Genomic DNA, 21205 nt, shown 5'->3' on the forward strand with positions numbered 1-21205 from the left:
AGCATCGTTCACAAGCGCGGCCGATCAGAAGTAAATGTTGAATTCAGCCCTGACCATGCGCTTATAGCCCCAGTGAATTACCTCGCCCAGACCGAGGTCCCCACGATATGCGCCGTATTCTTCATCGGTAAGATTGTCCCCGGCAAGGGCAAGCTCCCAATTGCCGTCTGTCGGGGTATAGCCAACCCTGGCGTTGAGGAGACCATAGGCGTCTTCCTCGCTCCCATTGCCAGCGTCGTGATAAAAGTCATCCGTGTAGTTGTAGACCGCAAACCAGTTTAGCGTTCCGCCCAAAAACTGATGATCGAAGTTTGCCCCCACTGAAAATGTGCTCTCCGGTGCGTAGGCAAGCTCGTAGCCATCCAGCTCTCCATCAGTAAACTCGGCATCCAGATAAGCGTAGTTTGCCATCAGAACCAAGTTTTCAACCGGAGAAAAGTTTAGCTCGACCTCCAGCCCGTTGGTTTCGGCATCGCCACCATTAGAGGTCTGCAAACCGGTTTCTATGTTCGTGGTTTGAATCTGCAAATCTTCAAACTCGGTATAAAAAGCCGAGGCATTCAACTGTAGCTTGCCATCCATCAACATCGACTTGATGCCAACCTCAAAGGCTACACTGGTTTCCGGATCGAAGGGCAATATAGTGTCGCCTATAAAATCGCCATTGGTGTCGGCCGCCGAATTATTGAAGCCACCGCCCTTGTATCCTTCAGACAGACTGGCAAACACCATCACATCATCACTGATATTGTACTGACCAACCAGGCGAGAAGTGACTTCATCCCAATCCTCCTCGGTGCACAGTTCTCCATCAGTGGGACCACCTGCCTCGCCCAGATTGTCCTCAAGCGTGTTTGTACACCAATCCTTTTCGTCGTAACTCCAGCGGACACCGCCGGTTAGGGCAAATTTTTCAGTCACATACCAAGTAGCATCCCCGTAGACGCCATAAGAATCATTGTCTCCTTCGTTCTTGATGAGGGTTCTGGCTATCGAGCCGAGCCCAAAAGCCGTATCAATCAGATCGACCAAATAATCGGGCGCCGCCGAATCTTCGTTGTAGTAGCTGACACCAGCAAACCACGTCAAAGCCTCTGCGCCACCGCTCAGCCTAAATTCTTGGTAGGTAGTGTCGATCTCGCCAGTTCCACTATAGGGGATGGTAATACCACCCGTGACGGGGCCGTAGATAGCATCGACCGCAGCATCGTTATCAGTGCCATCAGCGTCCTCCAAGTAATCGTTCTCACCCGTGCGCACGTCCGTAATAGAGACTAGCTCCATGGTGTCACCGAAATTCCAGGTCAGGCGCAACCCAAACCCGTAGTCCTCGGCATCTTCATAATTAGGGTCATTAACGGCGTATTTGTCAGGAAACTTGTCACCGGGCGCGATCGTGCTGAGAGGAATGTTCATTGCACTGGTGTAGTTGGTCTCTGCCTCACTGTAATTGGCCCTCAATATCGCTTCAAAATCATCACTTGGGCTCCAGCGCGCTGTCAGGCGCACGGTGTCGCTCTCCTGGTAAGCGTCATCGCCACTATTGACCTCCTCCCACATGCCCTCCCACTCATCATGTTGATAAGCGAGACGCACCGCGAAGGTGTCACTGACTGCCAGGTTACCGATAAGCTCATAACGCTGCTGCCCCTCATCGCCATAGGCTATCCCAAGACTAAACTCATTTTTGTCAGAGGGCTTATTGCTCACCATACTAATAGCGCCGGCAAGACCATTGCGGCCGAATAACGTTCCCTGGGGGCCCTTCACTACTTCAACCCGATTAATATCGAAGAACACGCCAGTTGCGAAGGCATTGCGGCCGACATAGGCATCATCAAAAAACACGCCCACAGACGGTTCAGAACCAACGGTCCAATCGTTACTACTGATGCCCCGTATAGCCCATGTATTGGTGGCAAGACCGTAGTCCGACCCGGTAACACCGGGAACCATAGGTATCACCTGACTCAAGGTGTTGACACCCGTCTTAATGAGCATTTCCTGACTGACAGCGCTGATGGCGATGGGCACATCCTGGAGGTTTTGCGAACGCTTTTGCGCTGTAACCAATACCTCCTCCAGCTGCGCAAAAGACGCGCCCGGCGCGACTGCGGCGCTGACGGCGATAGTGAGCAAGTACTTATTAGATATTTTCATGCTTTCCCCCTGAAGGAGTCTGTAGTGTGAAATTTTCGGGCCAGGCCCTTTTGAATTGGTTTACCCTGTTCTTTACTAAAAAATAGCGCGAGTAACGCGCGTCCAATTGGTTTCATGTCATGTAATCGATCATTTTCATCTTGCGCTCACCATAAGGCGGCCGGATTAGGCTGCTCATGCTAAAAAGCCCCTGCCGATACACCGCCTTACTGTGACTGAACTGCAGGAACCCGTGGTGCCCGTGATAGGCGCCCATGCCGCTGTTGCCAACGCCCGCCAGGGGCAGGTCGGAGCATGCTGCGTGCTGGACACAGTCATTGATGGTGACACCGCCGGATGTAGTGCGCTGGCACAGCGCTTCTATCTCACGCTTGTCCTTGCCGAAATAGTAGAGCGCCAGTGGCCGCGGCTTGTTGTTGATAAACTCAATAACCTTGTCGAGTGACTGGTAAGTCTTGATCGATAGCATGGGGCCGAATATTTCATCCTGCATGATCAGGGAGTCTTCATCTGGCTCGACGGGCATCACAAAGGGCAGCTTGTGTTTCCCGGGGTCATCGAAGGATTCACTGGCAGGATTGAACACCTCGATGCGCACCTTGCGCGCCTCCAGGTCATCGATATACCCCTTGAGCCGCTGCCAATGTCGCTCATTGATGACCGACGTATAGTCGGGATTGTCCAGCAGGGATTCATAACACCGGGACAACACCGAATGCGCTTCCTCGATAAAGGTTTCCACTTTGCCTTCCGGGAGAAATATGTAGTCCGGCGTAAGGCACAACTGGCCACTGTTGACGGTCTTGGTGCCCATTACCCGGTCGGCGACAGTTTTGATATCTGCAGACTTACCCACCACGACCGGGCATTTACCGCCCAGTTCCAGTGTTACCGGAACCAGATTATCGGCAGCAGCGCGCATAACATGTTTAGCAACTTCCGGCCCACCGGTGAATACCAGGTGATCGAAAGGTAACTGGCTGAATTCCTGTGCGACATCCACACCGCCGTTCACCACCACCATCTCAGCAGGGTCAAAAGCGCTGGCAACGATCTCTTCCATCAGTGCCGATGTTAGCGGGGTCAGTTCCGAGGGCTTCAGCATGACTCGGTTACCCGCGGCGAAGGCGCCGATAGCGGGAGCAAACGCCAGCTGGAACGGAAAGTTCCAGGGCGAAATATTGCCGACCACCCCCAGCGGCTGAAACTGTAGTTCCGCTCTGCCCCCGATCATGCGCATCATGAGAGGCGTTTTGCGGCGCTCGGGCTTCATCCACTGCCGAATCTTGCGACGGGTCTCATTCACCTCCATGACGATGGTGGCGACGTCCGTTGCCAGGGTTTGGCCAGGGGGCCGGGCACCAAAATCCGCTTCCAGCGCCTCGACAATCTGTTGCTTGTAGCGAACGTGAATGTCCTTCACGCGGTCGATCCGGTCGATCCGTATTTTCGCCGACGGGAAGCCATCGACCAGGAATGCCTGACGCTGGATATCGAGTAGGGTGCGCATGGGTGTAGTACTCATAACCGGCTAGCCTTCCACCTGATTTTTCATTGCAGCTTTGAAATTGAAAGCAATAGCGATGACTGAAATCACCAGCAGAATAGAAGGGCTCAAGAAGTAATTGTTGATTGCGGCCGGCTCGATACCGCCCGCGAGCAGCAGGATGAACAAGCACTGGTAAATGAGACCGAAGAGGCCCAGTGTGACCGCCGAAATCTTTGCACTTTTCGATTTCCCATAAAGAGGAGCCATCACCAACAGCGCAAATATCCCATAAAGCCAAAAACCCAGAAAATCGAAAGATGTATAGAGCGAAAAGGGGATCGACACGTTGAGAAGTAGCAGCAGAGTGTCAGACATCTGGGCACCCACCGCACCACTGGCCGCTGTTTCAGCCAACAAGGGAATTGTCCACACCGCCATAAACTTGGGAATAATGAACGCGACAACGGACATCAGCACGACCATACCTGCAAGCATTGCCCGCAGCGCATTTTCGACTCGAATCTGCCAGGCCATAGCAAAGAAGACACCTGACAGCGTGAGCATTGCGACAATCTGGTTCAACCACCCCGCGATAAAGGCTCCTCTATTGGCATTCAGCCAGGCAATGCGGTCAGCGTGCTCTGCGTTGTATCCCTCCGGTGCATCCAGAGGCAAGAGCAATGATACGACTGCCGTCGCAAGTACGAAGATGACGCACCAAAAACCAAAGCGGTTGATTTGATAGTCGAGCGAAATGCTATTGTTCAAGAGTTTTCTCCATATTTTATTTCTACAAATTTCAGCATCGTCTTGCGAACCTCAAATCGGAAACCAGCGGCTCTACCTGCTCCAATAGCCCCCAGTTTTGGCCACAGCTTGTCTCCGAACAAAGCATCTTCAGTGACAACCGTATCTCTGAGCATAAACTCCATAATTTCAGTAACACTCGCAGAGCCGAGCTGGAGGGCTTGCGCTTCGAACGCTTCGCGGATGTGCTTATCGATATAGCCCACGATGCAACGGAGTAACTCTTCCCAGGTACGGGTTGATATTGAAGCGCACCCAACTTCGTGCCGCTGGCCCGCGCCAGAGAACGCACCCTCGGGCTCGAATAACCCTCGTCAGCAGTAGCTTCAATTCCCGTTTGCAAGGTCTCTTGCTTGCGTTCGTCCGTCATAAAATCGCTTTTCTCAATTTGACATGTCAATCGACATGCTAGAACATGTCATATGACATGTAAAGTATTTAGGGTCACAGATGGTTAGACCAGTAACTCGTCGGGATTTTTTGAATGGTATTGCGACTGGCGCAGGAGGCTTGCTATTACAGGGTTATAGCGGCACCGGGGCCCGAGCAGCCCAGTCAGGACCAACCATGCTCAGTGAGTCATTATCCACCAGCTACTACCCTCCTACCCTGACCGGTATGCGAGGCAGCCACGATGGGTCTTTCGAAGTCGCTCATGCACTGGCCTGGCGCGGAGAAAAGCCGTCCCAATACGAAACCCTGGACGAACACTATGACCTGATAGTAGTCGGCGCAGGCATGAGCGGCCTGGCCGCTGCCAGGTATTACCAACAGAAAATGGGACCCAAGGCCAGGATTCTGATTCTCGACAATCACGACGATTTTGGTGGCCACGCCAAACGCAACGAGTTTCACCAGAACGGCAGGATGATGTTGAGTCTGGGCGGTGCCCAGAACCTGGAAAGTCCCAGCGGCTACAGCAACGCAGCCTCCAACCTGATGAAGGACATCGGTATCGACGATGAATTTGTTGCCAGCATGGCCGTGAATACACCTCCTGACCAGTTTCTGGCAGGCGATATGAATGCACCCAACGGCGTCTCGCTCCCGGGCCCCGACGGCCATGCGACACTGGCCGGTAACTGGTTAGCCATAATGTACGGCGGCGAAGGTTACGAGGACTATATACGCAAACTGCCTATCACAAGCAACGAACAGGACAAGTTCATCGACTTCTTCGGCGGCAAGCGTGACTTTACCGACGACTTGTCACTCACCGAAACGTGGGAGTACATCAACACGGTCAGCTACAACCGGTTCCTGCTCGATCGTGTCAAGCTCGACGAAACATCTCTGCCGGTAATGAATGCCATGCTGGTCCACCTCACGGGCATGTCCGGTTGGAATCTCAGTGTGCTGGAAGGTATCACCCAGGGTGGTCCAGGCATCAAGTCTCTGGGCTGGCTGGGTCGGACATCTGCATCCATTGCCGGTGCATTCCTGGGCAGCCTGCTGAATGTCAAAATGTTTCCCGATGGTAATGCCTCAGTCGCGCGCCTTATCGTGCAGAAACTCGTTCCTGCGGTAGCGCCAGACATGCAGGGTCCAAAGGACGTTGCCATCGCGCGATTTAACTACGATGCACTGGATCGCGCAAACCAGGCCACCCGCATTCGCTTAAACAGCACCGTGGTGGGTGTGCGAGAGATCGGTGGGAAGCACGTAGAGGTCGACTACGTGCAAAAGGGCCAGGCATTGCGCGTTACAGCTGACCACTGTGTCATGGCCTGCTACAACGCGCTGATACCGCACCTTTGCTCGGAAATGCCGAAGGCCCAGAAAGAAGGCCTTCGCTACGGTGTAAAAACCCCCTTCGTGTATGCCAACGTGCAACTGGCAAATGGGCAGGCCTACGAAAAGTTGGGCGCGCAAATGTTCCAATGCCCCCACGATCCGTTTCAATGGGTGAGCAGTGCCCCCGGCATGAGCGTCGGCGGTTATGAGCCTCCCCGGGGACCGGATGACCCGATGGTGGTCTTCATGATGAACTCCCCCATGACCGAGGGACAGGAACAGGGTTCCGGGCGCGACCAACTGCGCATGGGGCGCCACCGTGTCTACAGCACCCCCTTTGCCGCTTACGAGCAGCAGATTCGAGATCAGCTGCAATCCATGCTGGGCCGCCACGGCTTTGAGCACGAACGGGATATTCGCGCGATTACCGTCAACCGTATTCCCCACGGCTACGCCTATCCCTACCTCTCCCTGGACGACCCCGACTGGGAAAAAGGCGAGGCACCCCACGAAATTGGCCGCGCCCAATTCGGGCGTATCTCTATTGCCAATACCGACTCCGAAGCCATCGCACTGATGGATGCCGCCTTTGATGCGGCCTGGCGGGCAATTGAGGAGCAGACCGCCGGTAAATGAGCCGACACTAGCTCGGAAGAAGTTCGGTGTTCCGTTTGGAGAAGCGCTTACAATTCTTTGGCTTACGCATAGGAAGCAGCGAAATCGATCTGGTGGAGGTTCGGGATAGTCTCGGTTGGTGCGGCGCCGTGCCCTACCCCAGTTTTTTCTCCCAATTCTTAATGGCCTTACTGCTGGCAACCTGCCTCCTCCCCTACTCCTAAGCCGCAGGTCGGCCGCTCGAATCGGCGGGGCCGCCGAGGCTCAGGCCGGCCAATTCCTATAGATTCATGAGTTCTAGAGACTGCATCTGCCACCTTTGTGGGCGGGAACGGTGAAGGATTGTCGGTGGGTGACGGATCGCTTTTCTGGACACGGTGATGCGTCTCTCGGCGAGCAGATCTTCAATATCGCGGTGATTCAGGTTAAATCGATAGTAGAGCCAGACTGCGTAGCTGATGATGTCTGGGGGCCGCCTAGGTGTGGAAATCGGTGGCGCTTATATAGCCATCAACAGAGTCTACCAATTTCGGGTAGTTAAGTTGGCGATACCCTTGTAAGTATTCATGCGACGATTCTGTCGGTTTGAGGTACTTGCCTTGATAGTATCATAACAGGAGTTTTGCGGACTTAATTTGCAATTTGCAATGCTTAAAAAATTTCATTTTGAAATATAATTATCAAGCACTCCTACTCTGTGACAGACATGTTAATAGAGAAATATCCCTTAAAGGTTTTTTCTCTTATTTTCAGAAGCTTGCCCGGCCATCAAAATTATTTTCACTGTGGAATTGTGTGGCATCAAACTTGCATCCTTAACAAACATTAGTTTGCTAATATGAGTTAGGGTCGTAGCTCTTACCCCATCTCAAGACGCGTGTGCAGTTGGCGATTTCAGCAAACAGCGGGATCAAGCAACACACAATCCTGTGGGTTCTAATCAGAGGCGTAGTTTTGTGCGTATTGTTGCACTTTATCTCCTAAGCGCGTTTATGCTGGCTGGCAATGTCCAGGCGAGAGAGATGGGCCATTACGCACCCGGGGTCGCTAACATAAGGGACTTGGCTGTTCCGGCTCAGCCCGGCTTGTATTTCGTGCAGTACAACACGTACTACGAAGCCGACACTTACAGAGACGTCCGCGGCGATAACGTCAAGACACTCCCCGGACCCCTTGGAATTCCGCTAGATACTAAAGTCGATTTACTGGCAGTGACGCCGGTGTTTGTTTGGTCAACCGACATCAACGTGCTGGGCGCAAACTATGCGTTCTACATAGCACCCTCGGCTAGCACAACTTCGCTCGCCGCTAAACTTGACGGCCTGGAGAACAGTTTCAGAGCCGATACCGATGCCAGTGGCCTTGGCGATACCCTGATTCAGCCATTATGGCTGGGATGGCGCGATACGCATTACGATATCGCCCTTGGTACCGGGGTATACCTACCAACAGGAAGGTATGACGCTGGCGACAATGACAACGTCGGGTTAGGCTTTTATACCGGGCAGGTACAGCTATCCAGCTATCTCTATCTGGATGAAACTCAGGCATCTGCGTTTATGCTTACTGCCACTTATGAAACACACAGCGAAAAAGATGGCACCGACGTCACGCCGGGAGATCACCTCACGTTAGAGTACGGTTTCAGCCAATATCTGACCGATCGACTTGAAGTGGGTATTGCCGGATTCAGTCAGTGGCAGGTCGGGAGAGATTCACGCCCGGCAGGGCTCCTGGATCTGGACCCTAATGCCAAAGGGGAGGTACACGCGCTGGGTGCACAGGTCGCCTATTGGCTCACGCCAAGACTTAATCTTTCGTTAAAGTATATGAAAGAGATGGATGCAAAAACGCGTTTTGAAGGTGACTGGCTTTCTCTCAATTTAACCTTTACCCCTTTACCAATGTTTTAGTGATGACAGACATGAAACATTTACACGCACAGCCTTGGGACAATTCAGTTAAGACAACGGCACGAGAATTATCAGTAAACAAAAGCAGCACAACAGTAACTTGGTAGCAATTAAGTCAGGAGAATGACATGAAATTTGGAAATATAGTTCGAGCTACGCTGGGGTTTTTGCCTCTGATCAGTTTCTCGATGTTCAGCCAATCGAATGAGGTTGATAGAACACATCTGCCGATCGCAGAACCTGATCCGCCCAAGTTTAAGGAGCTCGACGTTCGCAGTGTCGAGGCGCCGCCATTGTTCAACGTCGAGGCGCCAGAGGGTGCACCGAATGTCATTATTGTGTTAATTGATGACGTCGGCTTTGGTGCGACCACCCCATTTGGTGGTCCCATTAATACACCGACGATGGATCGCTTGGCTGCGGGCGGCTTGCGCTATAACAACTTTCACACGACGGCGCTCTGCTCACCAACACGGAACGCGCTGAAGACCGGTCGGAACCATCACCAGACCAATACCGGCTCCATCATGGAGAGCGCGACAGGGTTTCCGGGGAACACCGGAAAAATTCCTAACCGAGTTGCGCCGGTGGCCGAAATGATGCGCCTCAATGGTTACAGCACGGGCGCCTTTGGTAAGTGGCACGAGACTGCCGCGTGGGAAACCAGTGTCTCCGGTCCGTTTGACCGTTGGCCGACGCATTCAGGTTTCGACAAGTTTTATGGCTTTATTGGGGGTGAGACCGATCAGTGGTACCCGCTGGTTTACGATGGTGTGACCCGCGTTAATCCGCCCCACGTCGAGGGTTATCACTTTACCGACGACATGACGGATCAGGCGATTGGCTGGATGAAGGCGCAGCAGTCTATGACGCCCGACAAGCCCTTCTATATGTACTTTGCGACGGGTGCAGTGCACGCGCCGCACCATGTGCCCAAAGAGTGGGCCGACAAGTACAAAGGTCAGTTCGATAAGGGCTGGGATCAGGTCCGCACTGAGACCGTAGCCAAGCAAAAAGAGATGGGCATAATTCCTGAAGCGACTCAGCTGGCCGGTCGCCCAGAAGATTTGAGTGCTTGGGAAGATCTACCTGAAGATCATCGTAAGCTCTTTGCGCGTCAGGCCGAGGTCTTTGCCGGATTCATGGAACACACAGACGTGAATATCGGCCGACTGGTTGATGCGGTAGAGGCGATTGGCGAGCTGGACAATACCATCATCATTTACATTGCGGGTGATAACGGCACCAGTGCAGAAGGTGGTTTCATCGGCATGTATAACGAGATGACCTACTTCAACCAGGTGGAGGAAAAGGTCGAAGATCTTTTGCCGCGTCTTGACGAGTGGGGCGGCGAATATACTTTTCCGCATATGTCAGCAGGATGGGCGGTGGCCTTTGATGCACCGTTTAAGTGGACCAAGCAGGTTGCTTCCGACTTTGGCGGCACCCGCAACGGCATGATCGTTCACTGGCCTGAGGGTATCGACAGTCAGGGTGAGATTCGTAGCCAGTTTTCTCATGTGATCGATATTGCGCCAACCATTCTTGAGGCTGCCAACCTGCCGGAGCCCAAAAGCGTCAATGGAACGGTTCAGGAACCCATGGCAGGTACCAGCCTCATGTATAGCTTGAATGATGCTGATGCCCCTGAGCAGCACACACTTCAGTACTTTGAGATGTTCGGTAACCGAGCGTTGTATCAAGATGGTTGGTTTGCCCGCGTGTTGCACCGCGCACCGTGGCAGACGGGTCAACAGAAGCCGCTTGAGGATGACGTTTGGGAGCTTTACAACGCGAAGGAAGACTTCAGCTTGGTGAATAACCTAGCGAATCAGTACCCTGAGCGTGTGGCGGCGATGGAAGCGCTCTTCATGGAGGAAGCTGAAAAATACAACGTGCTGCCGATCGACGATCGTACCGTAGAACGTATGAATCCAGCTATCGCAGGACGCCCTGATTTGATGGGCGACCGTAAGTCACTCACGCTGTACGACGGTATGAATGGCATGTTGGAGAATGTGTTCATGAACTCCAAGAACAAGTCGAAGAGCATTACCGCAGAAGTAGAAGTCGACAAAGGTACGACGGGCGTGATCCTGACTCAGGGTGGCCGCTTTGGTGGCTGGTCGCTTTACATGAAAGATGGCCGACCGATTTACACCTACAACTTCCTCGGCCTTGAGCGATTCACGGTTGCGGCGAAGAAGCCGATCCCTCCAGGCCCGGCAACCATTGTCATGGACTTCGACTACGACGGTGGCGGCTTGGGCAAAGGCGGTGACGCAACCATTTCTGTGAACGGCAAAAAGGTGGCGTCTGGCAGAATTGGCCGCACACAGCCCCTGATCTTCTCCGCTGACGAGACAGCGGATGTGGGTCTTGATAACCAGACACCGGTTGCCGATGATATTGGCGTAGGGCCTGTGGCAACCAGGTTTAGCGGGACCATTAACAAGGTAGTGCTGGAGATTGAGTGAGGGCATCAACCGCTGTCGTTATCAGGGGCGTGGATGAAAGCCGCGTCCCTGATGTTTTGACCTAGCTGTGTGTAGGGATGAACCAGCGTGACTGTCCTCTCAACCAGGTTACAGACTAGCAGCACTGGCTTGCCAGATCCGCGAGTGTGCTGAACCCGTGATGAGTTACAATACTCCACTTGAGCCGGGCTTTTGGTGGTTACAGCTGATGTTTAGTCGACACTATGCCCAAGCCCCTCGAGGCAGACGTAGGAAATGAGAAGTGGTTGCCAAAACTAGAGCGAGCCGAACACCCGCCAGAAAGCCGGGCATCGAGCGTTATAACCGGATCACGGAGAGCGCCGAATCTCTTATTATTGAGAACCAATCGCCAGAGCCGCTTACGCTGATGGCGATTGCCGACAGAGCCGAGGTTCCTCGGGTTTCTCTTTATCACTTTTTTGACTCTGTAGAGGCACTTACTGATGCGCTCTACGCTCGTGGCGTTGAAAAAATGATGGCCCACGTGACTGAGCTGGCACAGTCTTCCGATTGGCGCCAGTTGATGACTGAAGCTTTGAGTAAATCACGAGACTTCTACAATAATAACCCTGTAGAGATGATCCTGGCTTTATCACCCAGGTCAATTTCGAAAGTTGTCAGTTTGAATAAAACTATCGGCAGGGATGTGCATGCGCTTCTCGTTGAGCGTGCAAACGTATCCAAAGCCCCCAAGGTCGGTAAGTGCTGCGAAATTGCCGTCGATATTGCAGATGCTGTTTGGCGAAAGTCATTTTTCGAACACGGAAAAATCACGCCGATGTATCACAGGGAGGCCACCGCTGCAGTCCTTCTTTATCTTGAGAGGGTTTTGGCAACTTAACTCACTGAAGTCTGCCAGCGGCCTCAAGTTTCTCAGCGAGTTCTTTATCCTTTTTTGCTTTCTTGATTAACGCCTTCGCATTCTCAATTGACATCATCTACCTCCTGATTATTGGACTGAACGATGATTATATCGCCGAGTCTCTGGTCATTAAGAAAATCCTTGATTACCTGAATGCCAAATTCTCGGCACCAGCCTCAGCAAATCAGCTACCAGAACCTCGAGCTCCGCCTCAAGTGAGTCTCTTCGACTACTAACAATTACACGGAATGTGACGAATTATGCTGCTCAAGGAAGAAGGCTGGCAAGGTCATATATCGTCTAAGAAGGTTTCTTGAGCAAAAGGCACGACGCTGAAACCACGGTGCTTTCGCTTCAGTCGGCGTGTGTAGATGGCACCAAATTTTATGCACCATAGGCGGATGGCTTCACGGCTGACTGTGATGCCTCGCTGAGCAAGTAGATCTTCTATGTCTCGGTGGCTTAGGTTGAACCTATAGTAAAGCCAGACAGCGTAGGAAATGATATCGGGCGGGAATCGGTGGCGTTTATAAGTGTTCATGCGCCGAGTTCAGCAATTTCTGCTCGTTAACTTGGCATTACCTGACAGTACCCTAATTTGCGTTCGCTAAATCCATCTTTTCATAGAACCAGGGCAGGTACCATTTGGCATAAGCACCGGCTGCGCCAATGCCACTGACGTGGCCCGGGCCATCGAGCCGGAAAAAGTCGCAGGTGGCGTCCTTGGCATGGATTTCAAGACAGGTGCGGTACGAGTAAGGCCATTCGTAGGACTCGTCTTCGGGGCCGGCAACGGTATCGAATTCGTAGCGAAACATCATCACCGGCGATATAGACGCCCTAAAGCCAGGTGATTCTAGAGCAGCTGTCAGGTTAGCGCCCGTGCTCATAACTGCCGCCGGCTGGTAGGGGTAGGCCTCGAGCGGACCGCCCGGTGTCTGATCGTCGATCAGGGCGGCCCCTAAGGCAATAAACCCACCCGCGGAGGTGCCTACCGCGCCGATACGTGTGGTGTCGATACCGTAGGTGGCGGCATTGGCATGCAGGAACCTGATCGCTTCTATACCATCGTCAATGGCGTTGGCGGCGGTTTCAAACTGTGCCTCATCGCTCTCGAATTCACCCGGACAGGTGCGGTATTCGATGGCCACCGCTACGTAGCCGCGGAGAGCATATGACAGGGCTTTATCAGCGTTTTTCTTGCGGTTACCCGATCTGAATCCGCCCCCATGAATCACCACCATCGTCGGCCGTGATACCAGTGTATCGCCGGCGGGTTCATAAATATCCATGAGCAGATCGTTACTTCTGTCGCACAGCAAAGGCGCGGTGCCGTAACGGATACCGTCATGTATGACGATATCCTGTTCACTAAAAACTGTCTCGATGTAACGACCGGAAGGCGCCGCAATGAAGTCACTGAGAACAACAGTCCCGTACAACAAGCCGTCGTCGGGGCAACGATAAGTCGCGAGGCCTTTGCGGTCCCATTTTGCCTGCAGCGATGCGGCGCGTGCCGAGAATGGGAGACTATTGATGAGGGCCTGAGCCGCCGCCTCATCGTCCGTCAGTGCTGATGTCCCCGTCAGGTAAGTCAGCTCCGAATAAGTCTCACGGTCGAATGTGGGGGCTGGTTGCTCAATACCATTGGCTCTTTGGCAGGCATAAACGGACTCAACCCACGCCCCTGTGTCCAGATAGGGAGAATCGATGGCAGGATCAACGCCAGCGCTTGCTCGCCCGCTGTCCAATAGAGCTCGCAGCGTTTCGCTACCCGGCCCGCAGGCCACCAACAATACTGCTGAAATCATTAAGGCTGGTAAGCTGCGATTCATATATTACCTCTCGCTAAATTCTGTAATTGTAATTTTTTGCATGCTTATGCGGGTGGTCGAGTGTCTGTTGATAACACCTACCAATGCCCGTCATAGCGCCCGCATGTTAGTGTGCATTTAACTTCCCACATGACTTAAGCGAAGTCATTGTCCGGAAATCCTAAGATATTGTCATTTCGGCCAAAACGATAAGCGAGTCACAACCTGCAGGTGGCGAATTGCTATATCCCTACCGGGACGGGACAACCCAAAGTGTAAGAATTATAAATGGGATGTTGCAAGTAACTGGGCGTCCAGAAAGTAATCGCGGAACCTGAGATCGTGTATACAGACTCGGGCAGTGCCTGCGGTTAGCACGTGCATTGCAGGTCTTGTAGATCTTTTTCGCTCACCTTCGAAACCTGGCACGAACAACTCTATACCAATTAATTCCTCAGTGGTTTCCTTTTAGCAATTTCGGGTAGTTAAGTTGGCAATACCCCTAAAATGCAGTTAGTAGCCTGCCGGGCAGGCTACGCTACCTGCGACCTACTAGAAGTGGTATTTAATCTCCGCCCCGTACATTCGAGGTGGGTTGTAAGCGTGGCTTCCGACACCTGTCGCATCGGTCAGGGCGGTGCCGCCGACAATGTAATCCTCGTCGGTCAGGTTAGTACCGTAAATGGCGCCAACCCAGCGTTCACTGCGGGATATCCAGGTTACCCTGCCGCTGAGCTCAAACTGCTCGTCTTCCAGCCATCCGCCATGTTCACAACTACTGGCTTCAAAGCAATATTCAATATCGAACTTCCAGCTGCCCTGTAACCGCGGGATAAACAGACCGAAGCTGGTATCCAGAGTGTACTGGGCCGCCAGCATATAGGTCTCTTCTGGCAATCGCGGTAGATTCTCGTCGGAACGATCCTTGGGGCAGGAATCCACCTGTACCAAAGTCAGGTTACTCCGCTCACAACCCGGCGCTAACTCACTGCCTGGGTCAGCCAGCGTCAATTGGGTATCGTTGAACTCCTTGATATCACCATCATTCACCGTGATGTTGAAGTTGAACATCAGGTTTTCGGTCGCCAGCCAGGTAGTTTCCAGTTCAATTCCGCGTATGACTGTTTCTTTAGCGTTGATGGTGGCACCACTGGGTCGCTGGGTATTGGGATCGATGACGATCGTGGTCAACTGTCGGTTGGTGTAATCGGCATTAAAAATCGCGCCGTTGACACGCAAGCGACGATCGAGAAGATCCAGTTTGAATCCCAACTCCACACTTTCAACCTCCTCTGGTTTATATTCTTCCAAATCGCCAGTGGGTCCCTCGGACAAGCCCCCCGACAGGAAGCCCTGGCTATAGGTAAGGTAAGTACTGCCGGAATCTATCCATCCACCACCCTCTATCAGATACTGCAGGCTGGCCATGGGCGAGATATCATCATTGGACACTTTACCCCTTGTGTAGTCGTTAAAGTCAAAGCCGAAGTTGGGATTGTATTCAAAGCTGGGGCGCTCAACCGAAAACAGTCCGCCGCCCACACTTATTACTGACCCGCCATTGGCATCCAGTGTTTCGGGGTCGATGTTGTAACGGGTGCGCTCTACTTCTCTGTCCTCATCGGTGTAGCGCAAGCCCGCAGTAAGGCGCCAGCTATCGTTGAACTCCCATTCAACCTGTGAAAAAACCGCAACCGCTTCATTTTTTGCGTCCCATTGAGTCGCCGTAGAATTCACGAAAAACAAGCCCGATATTGCAGGATCATAGGGGCCAATGTAGCTGACAGTTTTTCGTCCGGTCGTTTCCTCACTAAACCAGAAAACACCAGCGACATACTGCAAGCGGTCGTCAAACGCGCTGCCCGTCAACTGGAATTCCTGGCTATATTGGTCAGTCTCGGCGGGCGCACTAAAAGGATGGACGTGGTTGGTGCGGTGCAAAAAGGGGGTGCCAGTATGGTCCAGTTCATCGTCCTGTGACCCCTCCGTGTAACGCCAGCCAGTGATGCTTTTCAGGCTGAGATTATCACTGATATCCCACTCCGCGGTGAGCGAAGCCCCCTGATTTTTGGCCTTGTAAGTACCTCCCAGGTCGGATATCAGTTTTCTTGGGTCACCTCCCCCCGCATCGGCTGATTCCTGACAAAAATCATCGTAGGTCTGTCCTGTTGCCGGTACTAACGCCAGGCTATCAAAGAGCGTTGATTGCCAGCCGGTGAGTTCCGGTACCGGTACACATTTCATTGGTCGGGCCGTTTGGTCAGTTTCAGCCCAGTTTACATTTAGATCCAATACCAAGTCATCGGTGGCCAGCCAGCGGGTCTGCCAAATCAGGCTCTGCCGGTCTTCTTCGTTGTATGACTCACCGTCATAGATATTATCGATATAGCCATCGCGCGAGACAGCGACACCGGATACGCGGGTAAAAAGTTGGTCAGTAATTGGGACGTTGAAAACAAATTCACCGTCAAGGCGATCGTAGTTGCCGACACGCACACCGACAGAGCCTTCGAATTCCTCTACCGGTTTGTTGCTGCTAAACACCAGCGCACCACCGGTGGTGTTTTTACCAAACAAAGTGCCTTGTGGGCCGCGAAGTACCTGCACAGACTGAATGTCATTGAGATCCAGCAGGGCTCCGTCCGGGCGACCAGCGTAAATCCCGTCGATATAGATACCTACACCAGAATCGATATTGGCGCCCGAATTGCGTTGTCCTACGCCACGAATATAGATACTAGCGACGCCCGAGTTACCGTTGCCAGATGACACTTCGATATTGGGAACCACCTGATTCAGGTCCGCGAGGTTTCGAACACCGGCATCGCGCAAAGCCTCGCTATCCAGGGCCGTAACGGCTACTGGTGTTTCCTGCAGGCTCTCCTCCCGTTTACGGGCGGTGACGATTACCTCTTCTAAAGCGAAGCCCTCGGCAGTAGCCAAAGGGATGTAAACCGAACCAAGTAACGACGCAATTGCCGCACTCATTACAAGCTTTTTCAGCGATTTCAGTCGGCACATTTGTAAACCTTTTTTTATATCTATAGGTGCGCACGACGGCTCGTCCTTGATTCGCGTGCCATTAGTATAAGATACAAGAGATTACAGCATGCATACAAGGCTTCAATTAATGAGGATTAAGGCTCGGCTAGTTGTTCAATCTGGGAAGGCACCTGACTAAGGCTAAATGCTAGAGGAGACTCAGGGAAGATGCGTTTGTAGAATGGCAAAGGGCAGTTGCCTGAAGCGAGACCGTGGAGCTTTTCTTCTTCTGATTTTAATTTGTCAGAACCGTCTATATGCTTCAGTGTTAGAAGCGCGCTTGGACTGCACCGAATATGTACAAGCCGCAAATCATATAATAAATAAAGAGTGAATCATGCTGAAAAAAATATTGCTATCGCTGGTATTGCTGGCTGTCGGCATCGGTATCGGCTTTAAGATGCCGCGTGGTGCCGGTTTAATCGCCACCATAATGTCATTCGGTCAGGGCAGTAACCAGAGTTACAGTCGTTTGAAATCTCACCAGGCTCTTGTCGACTTTGAGTCCATGCTAACTCAAGGCCGCAAGATGGTATTGGCAGATGCTCGTACCGAACAGGAAGCTATTGAGGGTATGCGCTGGTTATTACGAGTAGCAGCCATGAGTGCCGAGGTGGTTGGTGATGCCAATGCGAAATTACCGCACTTTCAGCGTATGGATACACTGGTGAGAAAGGTTGGCGGTGACAACCCGGACGCGGAGTATGAACGCGTCGCCATTGATGGCCGCTACGACTATAAAATTACCGGTACCAGAGGGAGTGTTAGCTATATCGGCTTTACTATTACTGCGGGAGAAGGAATGAACCCACGCCGTCAAGTCGCTTATGTCAACGACCTAATGCTAAACCCCGATGAAGAGGGCAACTTTACTCTGTGGCTAACTAAGCAGAAACCGGATCAGCCAGGGGACTGGGTAGAAATCCCAGAAGATGCCTCGGGCATTTTAGTTCGCCAGTACATAGGTGATCGAAAAACTCAGGTGCTACCTGAACTCAATATTGAAATAGTGGGTGACCATCCGGCGTTTCAGCCGCCCACCGATGAAGAAATTGCGAACGCCATTATCGGTACAACTTATGCGTTTTTGAAACTAAGTACGCTGCATCAATACATCTTGCCGGAATTGCTGGAACAGCATAACGGTTTTATTCGGGCCACATCTGAAAACCTTGGTGGGGCCATCAGCAGCGAAGACAACCTCTACATGATTGGCAGCTATCAACTTGAAGACGATGAGGTGCTTGTGATCGATGTTCAGCCACCCAATAGTCGTTATTGGAATCTTGCGCTTGAAACCCGTTGGCATGAAACCCCGGATTATTTGCATCGCTCCACCTCTTTAACGAAAGAGGACGTAAAGTACAATGACGATGGATCGGTACAGTTTGTCGTAAGCCACAAGGACCCTGGTCACCCAAACTGGTTGGATACCAGTGGGCATAATTTTGGTTTCATGACGTTTCGATGGCTTGATAGTAAGACGGGGAACGTACCGATGCCAGTGACGGAGGTGGTGAAGAATTCAGCACTTTGATGGTACCAAATCAAATCGGGAGGCTATAAATTGTCTGCGCTTGAGATTGAAGGCACCTGGCTTACTCATGAAGCCGTAGCAGAGTACGCTGTTATCGGAGTCAAAGATGAGACTTGGGGAGAATCTGTCATGGATTTCATTGGCCTAAAGGGCGGTGCGACTTTGGAATACTCTGATCTTAAATCCTGGTGCGATGGCAAAATGTCTTCCTATAAAATACCGCAGGCGATAAAGATCGTCGATACGCTGCCTCGCAACGCCATGGGGAAAGTGACCAAGCCTGAATTGAAAAAGTTGCTGTAACAACTTTGTAAACGCCCTACCGGTATGGAACGACCCAGGTAACCTTCGACCCTGTAGATTTCATTGCGCGGTTGGCTGCTCTGATACCGAAGCCGAGGGTCAGTCTCACCCGCTACCACGGCGTCCTGGCACATGCTCGAGAGAAGGAACAGGAAGCCCCTGTAAATTCTCGATGGGCTAGTGAAAAAATATATAGCTGAAGCGCTGGCCTCGGATAAATGACGCGGTGCTGCTAAACTGAGCCTATAAATATTCTCTTAGAGGCTACTCAATGAACACATCTGTTTTCTCTCCTCGCTTTCTGTCTAGCGCTATCCTCGCAATCGCTCTGCCGTTGGCATCGCTCGCTGGCTCAGCTGAAGAGGTGCTCTATTTCGAAGACCGCGCTGATATCCCACGGCAATACACTTGGGATCTCGGCCTGTATTTTTCTGATGCCGAGAGTTGGGACAAGTCCTTCGCCAAACTGGATGCCATGCTGCCAGCCGCAGAAAAATATCGCGGCAAGGTGGGCGAATCGCCCAAAACACTCGCCGCAGCCCTGGAGGCGATGTTCGCACTGGATAAAGTAATCGGCCCTCTCTACATTAATGGGCACCAGAAAATGCACTTGAATCGTGAGGATAAGTTGGGCGCTGATCAGTCGGGCCGGATCATCGCCATGACTACGAAAATTTCAGCGGCACTCTCTTTCATCGAACCGGAAATCGCTGCACTGCCCGATAAGAAAGTGGCCAAGTTCCGCAAAGCAAAGGAGCTGCAGCCCTATCTACACTACCTGGATAATATCTGGCGCCTGAAGGCACACTCACGTTCCGCCGAAGTAGAAAAGGTGGTTGCCGGTTCCTCCCTGCCTGGCGCGGGCCATGTAAACGCCTACGAAGGGCTAAACGCTGGCGATATCCAGTGGCCTACTGTTAAAGATGAAAATGGCGAAGATGCCGTAGTCTCACCCGGACAGTTCGGTCGCCTGCGTGGCAGTACCGACCGTCCCACCCGCAAGCGCGCCTGGGAGGCGCACATGGAAACTGTGGGCCAATATAGAAACACCTATGCGGCGACCATGGGCTCAAAAATACAACGAGATGTTTGGTTGGCGCGGGTATACGGCTATCCCTCGGCAGTGGAAGCAGCACTGTCCAGCACCAATGTGCCGCCCGAGGTTATGGAGACCCTGATTGGCTCGGTGCATGACAACATAGACAAGGTACAGGGCTATAACGATATGCGTCGCCGGGTACTGGGCCTGGAGGAATACCAGCCCTGGGACGGTCAGGTGTCACTGCTGCCCGATGGCGGGAAAACTTATACCTTTGAGGAAGCCTGGGCGCTGGCAATGGACTTTTGGCGGGAAACCTTCGGGGATGAATTCGCCGATATTGCCCAAGAGGCTTTGGACAACCGCTGGGTGGATGTCTACAGCAATGAAGGTAAGCGCGGCGGAGCCTATTCCTGGGGTACTTATCGTGCGCCCTATTATCTGCTGCTGAATTGGGGTGGCAAGTTTGATGATGTCTCTACCTTGGTCCACGAGATGGGGCACTCAGTTCATGGCGTCCTGGCGGGCCGCAACCAGAGCTACCACGACGCAGGCACAGACATATTCCTTGCCGAAGTGGGTTCTGTGGCGAGTCAATCGTTGTTCGGCGAGTGGATGTTGAACCGCACCAAAGACCCTGAGCAGCGCAAGCAGCTAATCGATCATGCCCTGCAGAGTATTCGCGGCACTTTCGTAACCCAGATTTTCTTCCACGAATGGGAGGCCAGGGTGCACGCCATGGCCGAGGCGGGTGACGCACTCACAGCAGATTCCATGGGCGAGGTGTACGCAGACCTGAACAAGCTTTACGCCGGCGACACTGTTGAACCACACGAACTCAGCGCGGGTGGCTGGGCGCGCATACCGCACTTTTTTCGAAACTTTTATGTGTGGAAATACGCCACTAGCTTCGCAGCCGGTGAGGCCCTGGCGGCCCGTTTCCGCAGTGGCGACAAAAGTGCCGCGCAAGACTACATCAACATGCTTAAGATGGGCGGCAGCCAGTATCCGCTGGATGTGCTCAAGGCGGGCGGTGTGGATATGACAGACCCTGCGGTTATCCGGGCGGTGATGGATCGGTTTGGGATGCTACAAGGGCAACTGGAGACGGAGTTTGCCTTGTAGGGAGCAGGTAGGTTCTGACAAGTTCACTTTCTGAATCGATGATGATCAAGGGCGACCATTTAAACAACTGCCCTGTTCCTCAACTCCTAAGCGGCAGATCGGTCTGGGCGGCATTCCGATTCGAATCGGCCCAGGCGGACCATTTCGCATAAATTCATGGACTTATAGAGACTGCACCTGCCGCCTTTATGAGAAGGATCGGTAGTCTATAGTCGGTGGGTGTCGGATCGCTTCTCGGCTGATCATGTCTGTAGGGATCCGATGTCG

At 52.6% G+C, this 21205-nt stretch carries 14 protein-coding genes and 3 pseudogenes; 8 read left to right on the plus strand and 9 right to left on the minus strand.

All coding sequences use genetic code 11. From position 1 onward, the window contains the following. Positions 1 to 24: 24 nt before the first annotated feature. The 4 genes from EYC87_RS18735 to EYC87_RS18750 all read right to left on the minus strand — a co-directional run bounded on the left by EYC87_RS18735 (position 25) and on the right by EYC87_RS18750 (position 4662). Positions 25 to 2160 (minus strand): TonB-dependent receptor, encoded by a 2136-nt coding sequence (locus EYC87_RS18735; protein ID WP_279254247.1) that lies wholly within the window; start codon positions 2158 to 2160, stop codon positions 25 to 27. Positions 2161 to 2272: 112 nt separating this feature from the next. After that, positions 2273 to 3685 carry a coniferyl aldehyde dehydrogenase gene (locus tag EYC87_RS18740; protein ID WP_279254248.1) on the minus strand — a complete coding sequence of 471 codons (1413 nt, stop codon included), beginning with the start codon at positions 3683 to 3685 and terminating at the stop codon, positions 2273 to 2275. A 6-nt stretch (positions 3686 to 3691) separates the two neighbouring features. Beyond that, positions 3692 to 4417, minus strand: coding sequence for a hypothetical protein (locus EYC87_RS18745; protein ID WP_279254249.1), 726 nt, complete (start codon positions 4415 to 4417; stop codon positions 3692 to 3694). Continuing rightward, positions 4414 to 4662 carry a hypothetical protein gene (locus tag EYC87_RS18750; protein WP_279254250.1) on the minus strand — a complete coding sequence of 83 codons (249 nt, stop codon included), beginning with the start codon at positions 4660 to 4662 and terminating at the stop codon, positions 4414 to 4416. Before EYC87_RS18750 ends, EYC87_RS18745 begins: the two co-directional genes overlap by 4 nt. Before the next feature lie 244 nt (positions 4663 to 4906). Between EYC87_RS18750 and EYC87_RS18755 the strand changes: the two genes are divergently transcribed. After that, positions 4907 to 6826 carry an NAD(P)-binding protein gene (locus tag EYC87_RS18755; protein WP_279254251.1) on the plus strand — a complete coding sequence of 640 codons (1920 nt, stop codon included), beginning with the start codon at positions 4907 to 4909 and terminating at the stop codon, positions 6824 to 6826. 337 nt (positions 6827 to 7163) lie between these two features. On the opposite strand, the pseudogene EYC87_RS18760 reads toward EYC87_RS18755, so the two are convergent. Next, positions 7164 to 7295 (minus strand): annotated as a pseudogene (locus EYC87_RS18760) (IS6 family transposase); the annotation flags it as partial. A 466-nt stretch (positions 7296 to 7761) separates the two neighbouring features. Between EYC87_RS18760 and EYC87_RS18765 the strand changes: the two are divergent. The 3 genes from EYC87_RS18765 to EYC87_RS18775 all read left to right on the plus strand — a co-directional run bounded on the left by EYC87_RS18765 (position 7762) and on the right by EYC87_RS18775 (position 12057). Next, positions 7762 to 8718: a SphA family protein gene (locus EYC87_RS18765; RefSeq protein WP_279254252.1), complete on the plus strand. Its 957-nt coding sequence runs from the start codon at positions 7762 to 7764 to the stop codon at positions 8716 to 8718. A gap of 128 nt (positions 8719 to 8846) precedes the next feature. Next, positions 8847 to 11195 (plus strand): arylsulfatase, encoded by a 2349-nt coding sequence (locus EYC87_RS18770; RefSeq protein ID WP_279254253.1) that lies wholly within the window; start codon positions 8847 to 8849, stop codon positions 11193 to 11195. A 262-nt stretch (positions 11196 to 11457) separates the two neighbouring features. Beyond that, positions 11458 to 12057, plus strand: a complete 600-nt coding sequence (locus tag EYC87_RS18775) for a TetR/AcrR family transcriptional regulator (RefSeq protein ID WP_279254254.1) — start codon at positions 11458 to 11460, stop codon at positions 12055 to 12057. Position 12058: 1 nt separating this feature from the next. Here EYC87_RS18775 and EYC87_RS19540 read toward each other — a convergent pair whose 3' ends face one another. The 4 genes and pseudogenes from EYC87_RS19540 to EYC87_RS18790 form a co-directional block, all read right to left on the minus strand. Continuing rightward, positions 12059 to 12154: a Nif11 family protein gene (locus tag EYC87_RS19540; protein WP_423243988.1), complete on the minus strand. Its 96-nt coding sequence runs from the start codon at positions 12152 to 12154 to the stop codon at positions 12059 to 12061. A 225-nt stretch (positions 12155 to 12379) separates the two neighbouring features. Beyond that, positions 12380 to 12619 (minus strand): annotated as a pseudogene (locus EYC87_RS18780) (IS6 family transposase); the annotation flags it as partial. Positions 12620 to 12671: 52 nt separating this feature from the next. Further along, positions 12672 to 13913 (minus strand): alpha/beta hydrolase, encoded by a 1242-nt coding sequence (locus EYC87_RS18785; RefSeq protein ID WP_279254255.1) that lies wholly within the window; start codon positions 13911 to 13913, stop codon positions 12672 to 12674. Between the two features lie 531 nt (positions 13914 to 14444). Next, entirely contained in the window at positions 14445 to 16880 is a 2436-nt protein-coding gene (locus EYC87_RS18790; RefSeq protein ID WP_279254256.1) for a TonB-dependent receptor, read from the minus strand. Between the two features lie 391 nt (positions 16881 to 17271). Here EYC87_RS18790 and EYC87_RS18795 point away from each other — a divergent pair, with 391 nt between their 5' ends. The 4 genes and pseudogenes from EYC87_RS18795 (at position 17272) to EYC87_RS18810 (ending at position 20938) form a co-directional block, all read left to right on the plus strand. Continuing rightward, complete coding sequence (locus tag EYC87_RS18795; RefSeq protein WP_279254257.1) at positions 17272 to 18471, plus strand: DUF1214 domain-containing protein; 1200 nt, start codon at positions 17272 to 17274, stop codon at positions 18469 to 18471. Between the two features lie 30 nt (positions 18472 to 18501). Next, entirely contained in the window at positions 18502 to 18774 is a 273-nt protein-coding gene (locus tag EYC87_RS18800) for an AMP-binding enzyme (RefSeq protein WP_279254258.1), read from the plus strand. Positions 18775 to 18785: 11 nt separating this feature from the next. Beyond that, positions 18786 to 18905: pseudogene (locus EYC87_RS18805) on the plus strand (transposase); the annotation flags it as partial. A gap of 140 nt (positions 18906 to 19045) precedes the next feature. After that, positions 19046 to 20938 (plus strand): M3 family oligoendopeptidase, encoded by a 1893-nt coding sequence (locus EYC87_RS18810; protein ID WP_279254259.1) that lies wholly within the window; start codon positions 19046 to 19048, stop codon positions 20936 to 20938. Positions 20939 to 21205: the final 267 nt, after the last annotated feature.

Origin of the sequence: Candidatus Seongchinamella marina (assembly GCF_026262685.1) — a bacterium.
In the GTDB taxonomy this organism is placed as follows: domain Bacteria; phylum Pseudomonadota; class Gammaproteobacteria; order Pseudomonadales; family Halieaceae; genus Halioglobus; species Halioglobus marinus.

Bases quoted from the DNA above. Each gene is read 5' to 3' on its own strand.
- EYC87_RS18735 (WP_279254247.1), bottom strand. From the start codon at position 2,160: ATGAAAATATCTAATAAGTACTTGCTCACTATCGCCGTCAGCGCCGCA.
- EYC87_RS18740 (WP_279254248.1), bottom strand. From the start codon at position 3,685: ATGAGTACTACACCCATGCGCACCCTACTCGATATCCAGCGTCAGGCA.
- EYC87_RS18755 (WP_279254251.1), top strand. From the start codon at position 4,907: ATGGTTAGACCAGTAACTCGTCGGGATTTTTTGAATGGTATTGCGACT.
- EYC87_RS18770 (WP_279254253.1), top strand. From the start codon at position 8,847: ATGAAATTTGGAAATATAGTTCGAGCTACGCTGGGGTTTTTGCCTCTG.
- EYC87_RS19540 (WP_423243988.1), bottom strand. From the start codon at position 12,154: ATGATGTCAATTGAGAATGCGAAGGCGTTAATCAAGAAAGCAAAAAAG.
- EYC87_RS18785 (WP_279254255.1), bottom strand. From the start codon at position 13,913: ATGAATCGCAGCTTACCAGCCTTAATGATTTCAGCAGTATTGTTGGTG.
- EYC87_RS18790 (WP_279254256.1), bottom strand. From the start codon at position 16,880: ATGAGTGCGGCAATTGCGTCGTTACTTGGTTCGGTTTACATCCCTTTG.
- EYC87_RS18795 (WP_279254257.1), top strand. From the start codon at position 17,272: ATGCTGAAAAAAATATTGCTATCGCTGGTATTGCTGGCTGTCGGCATC.
- EYC87_RS18810 (WP_279254259.1), top strand. From the start codon at position 19,046: ATGAACACATCTGTTTTCTCTCCTCGCTTTCTGTCTAGCGCTATCCTC.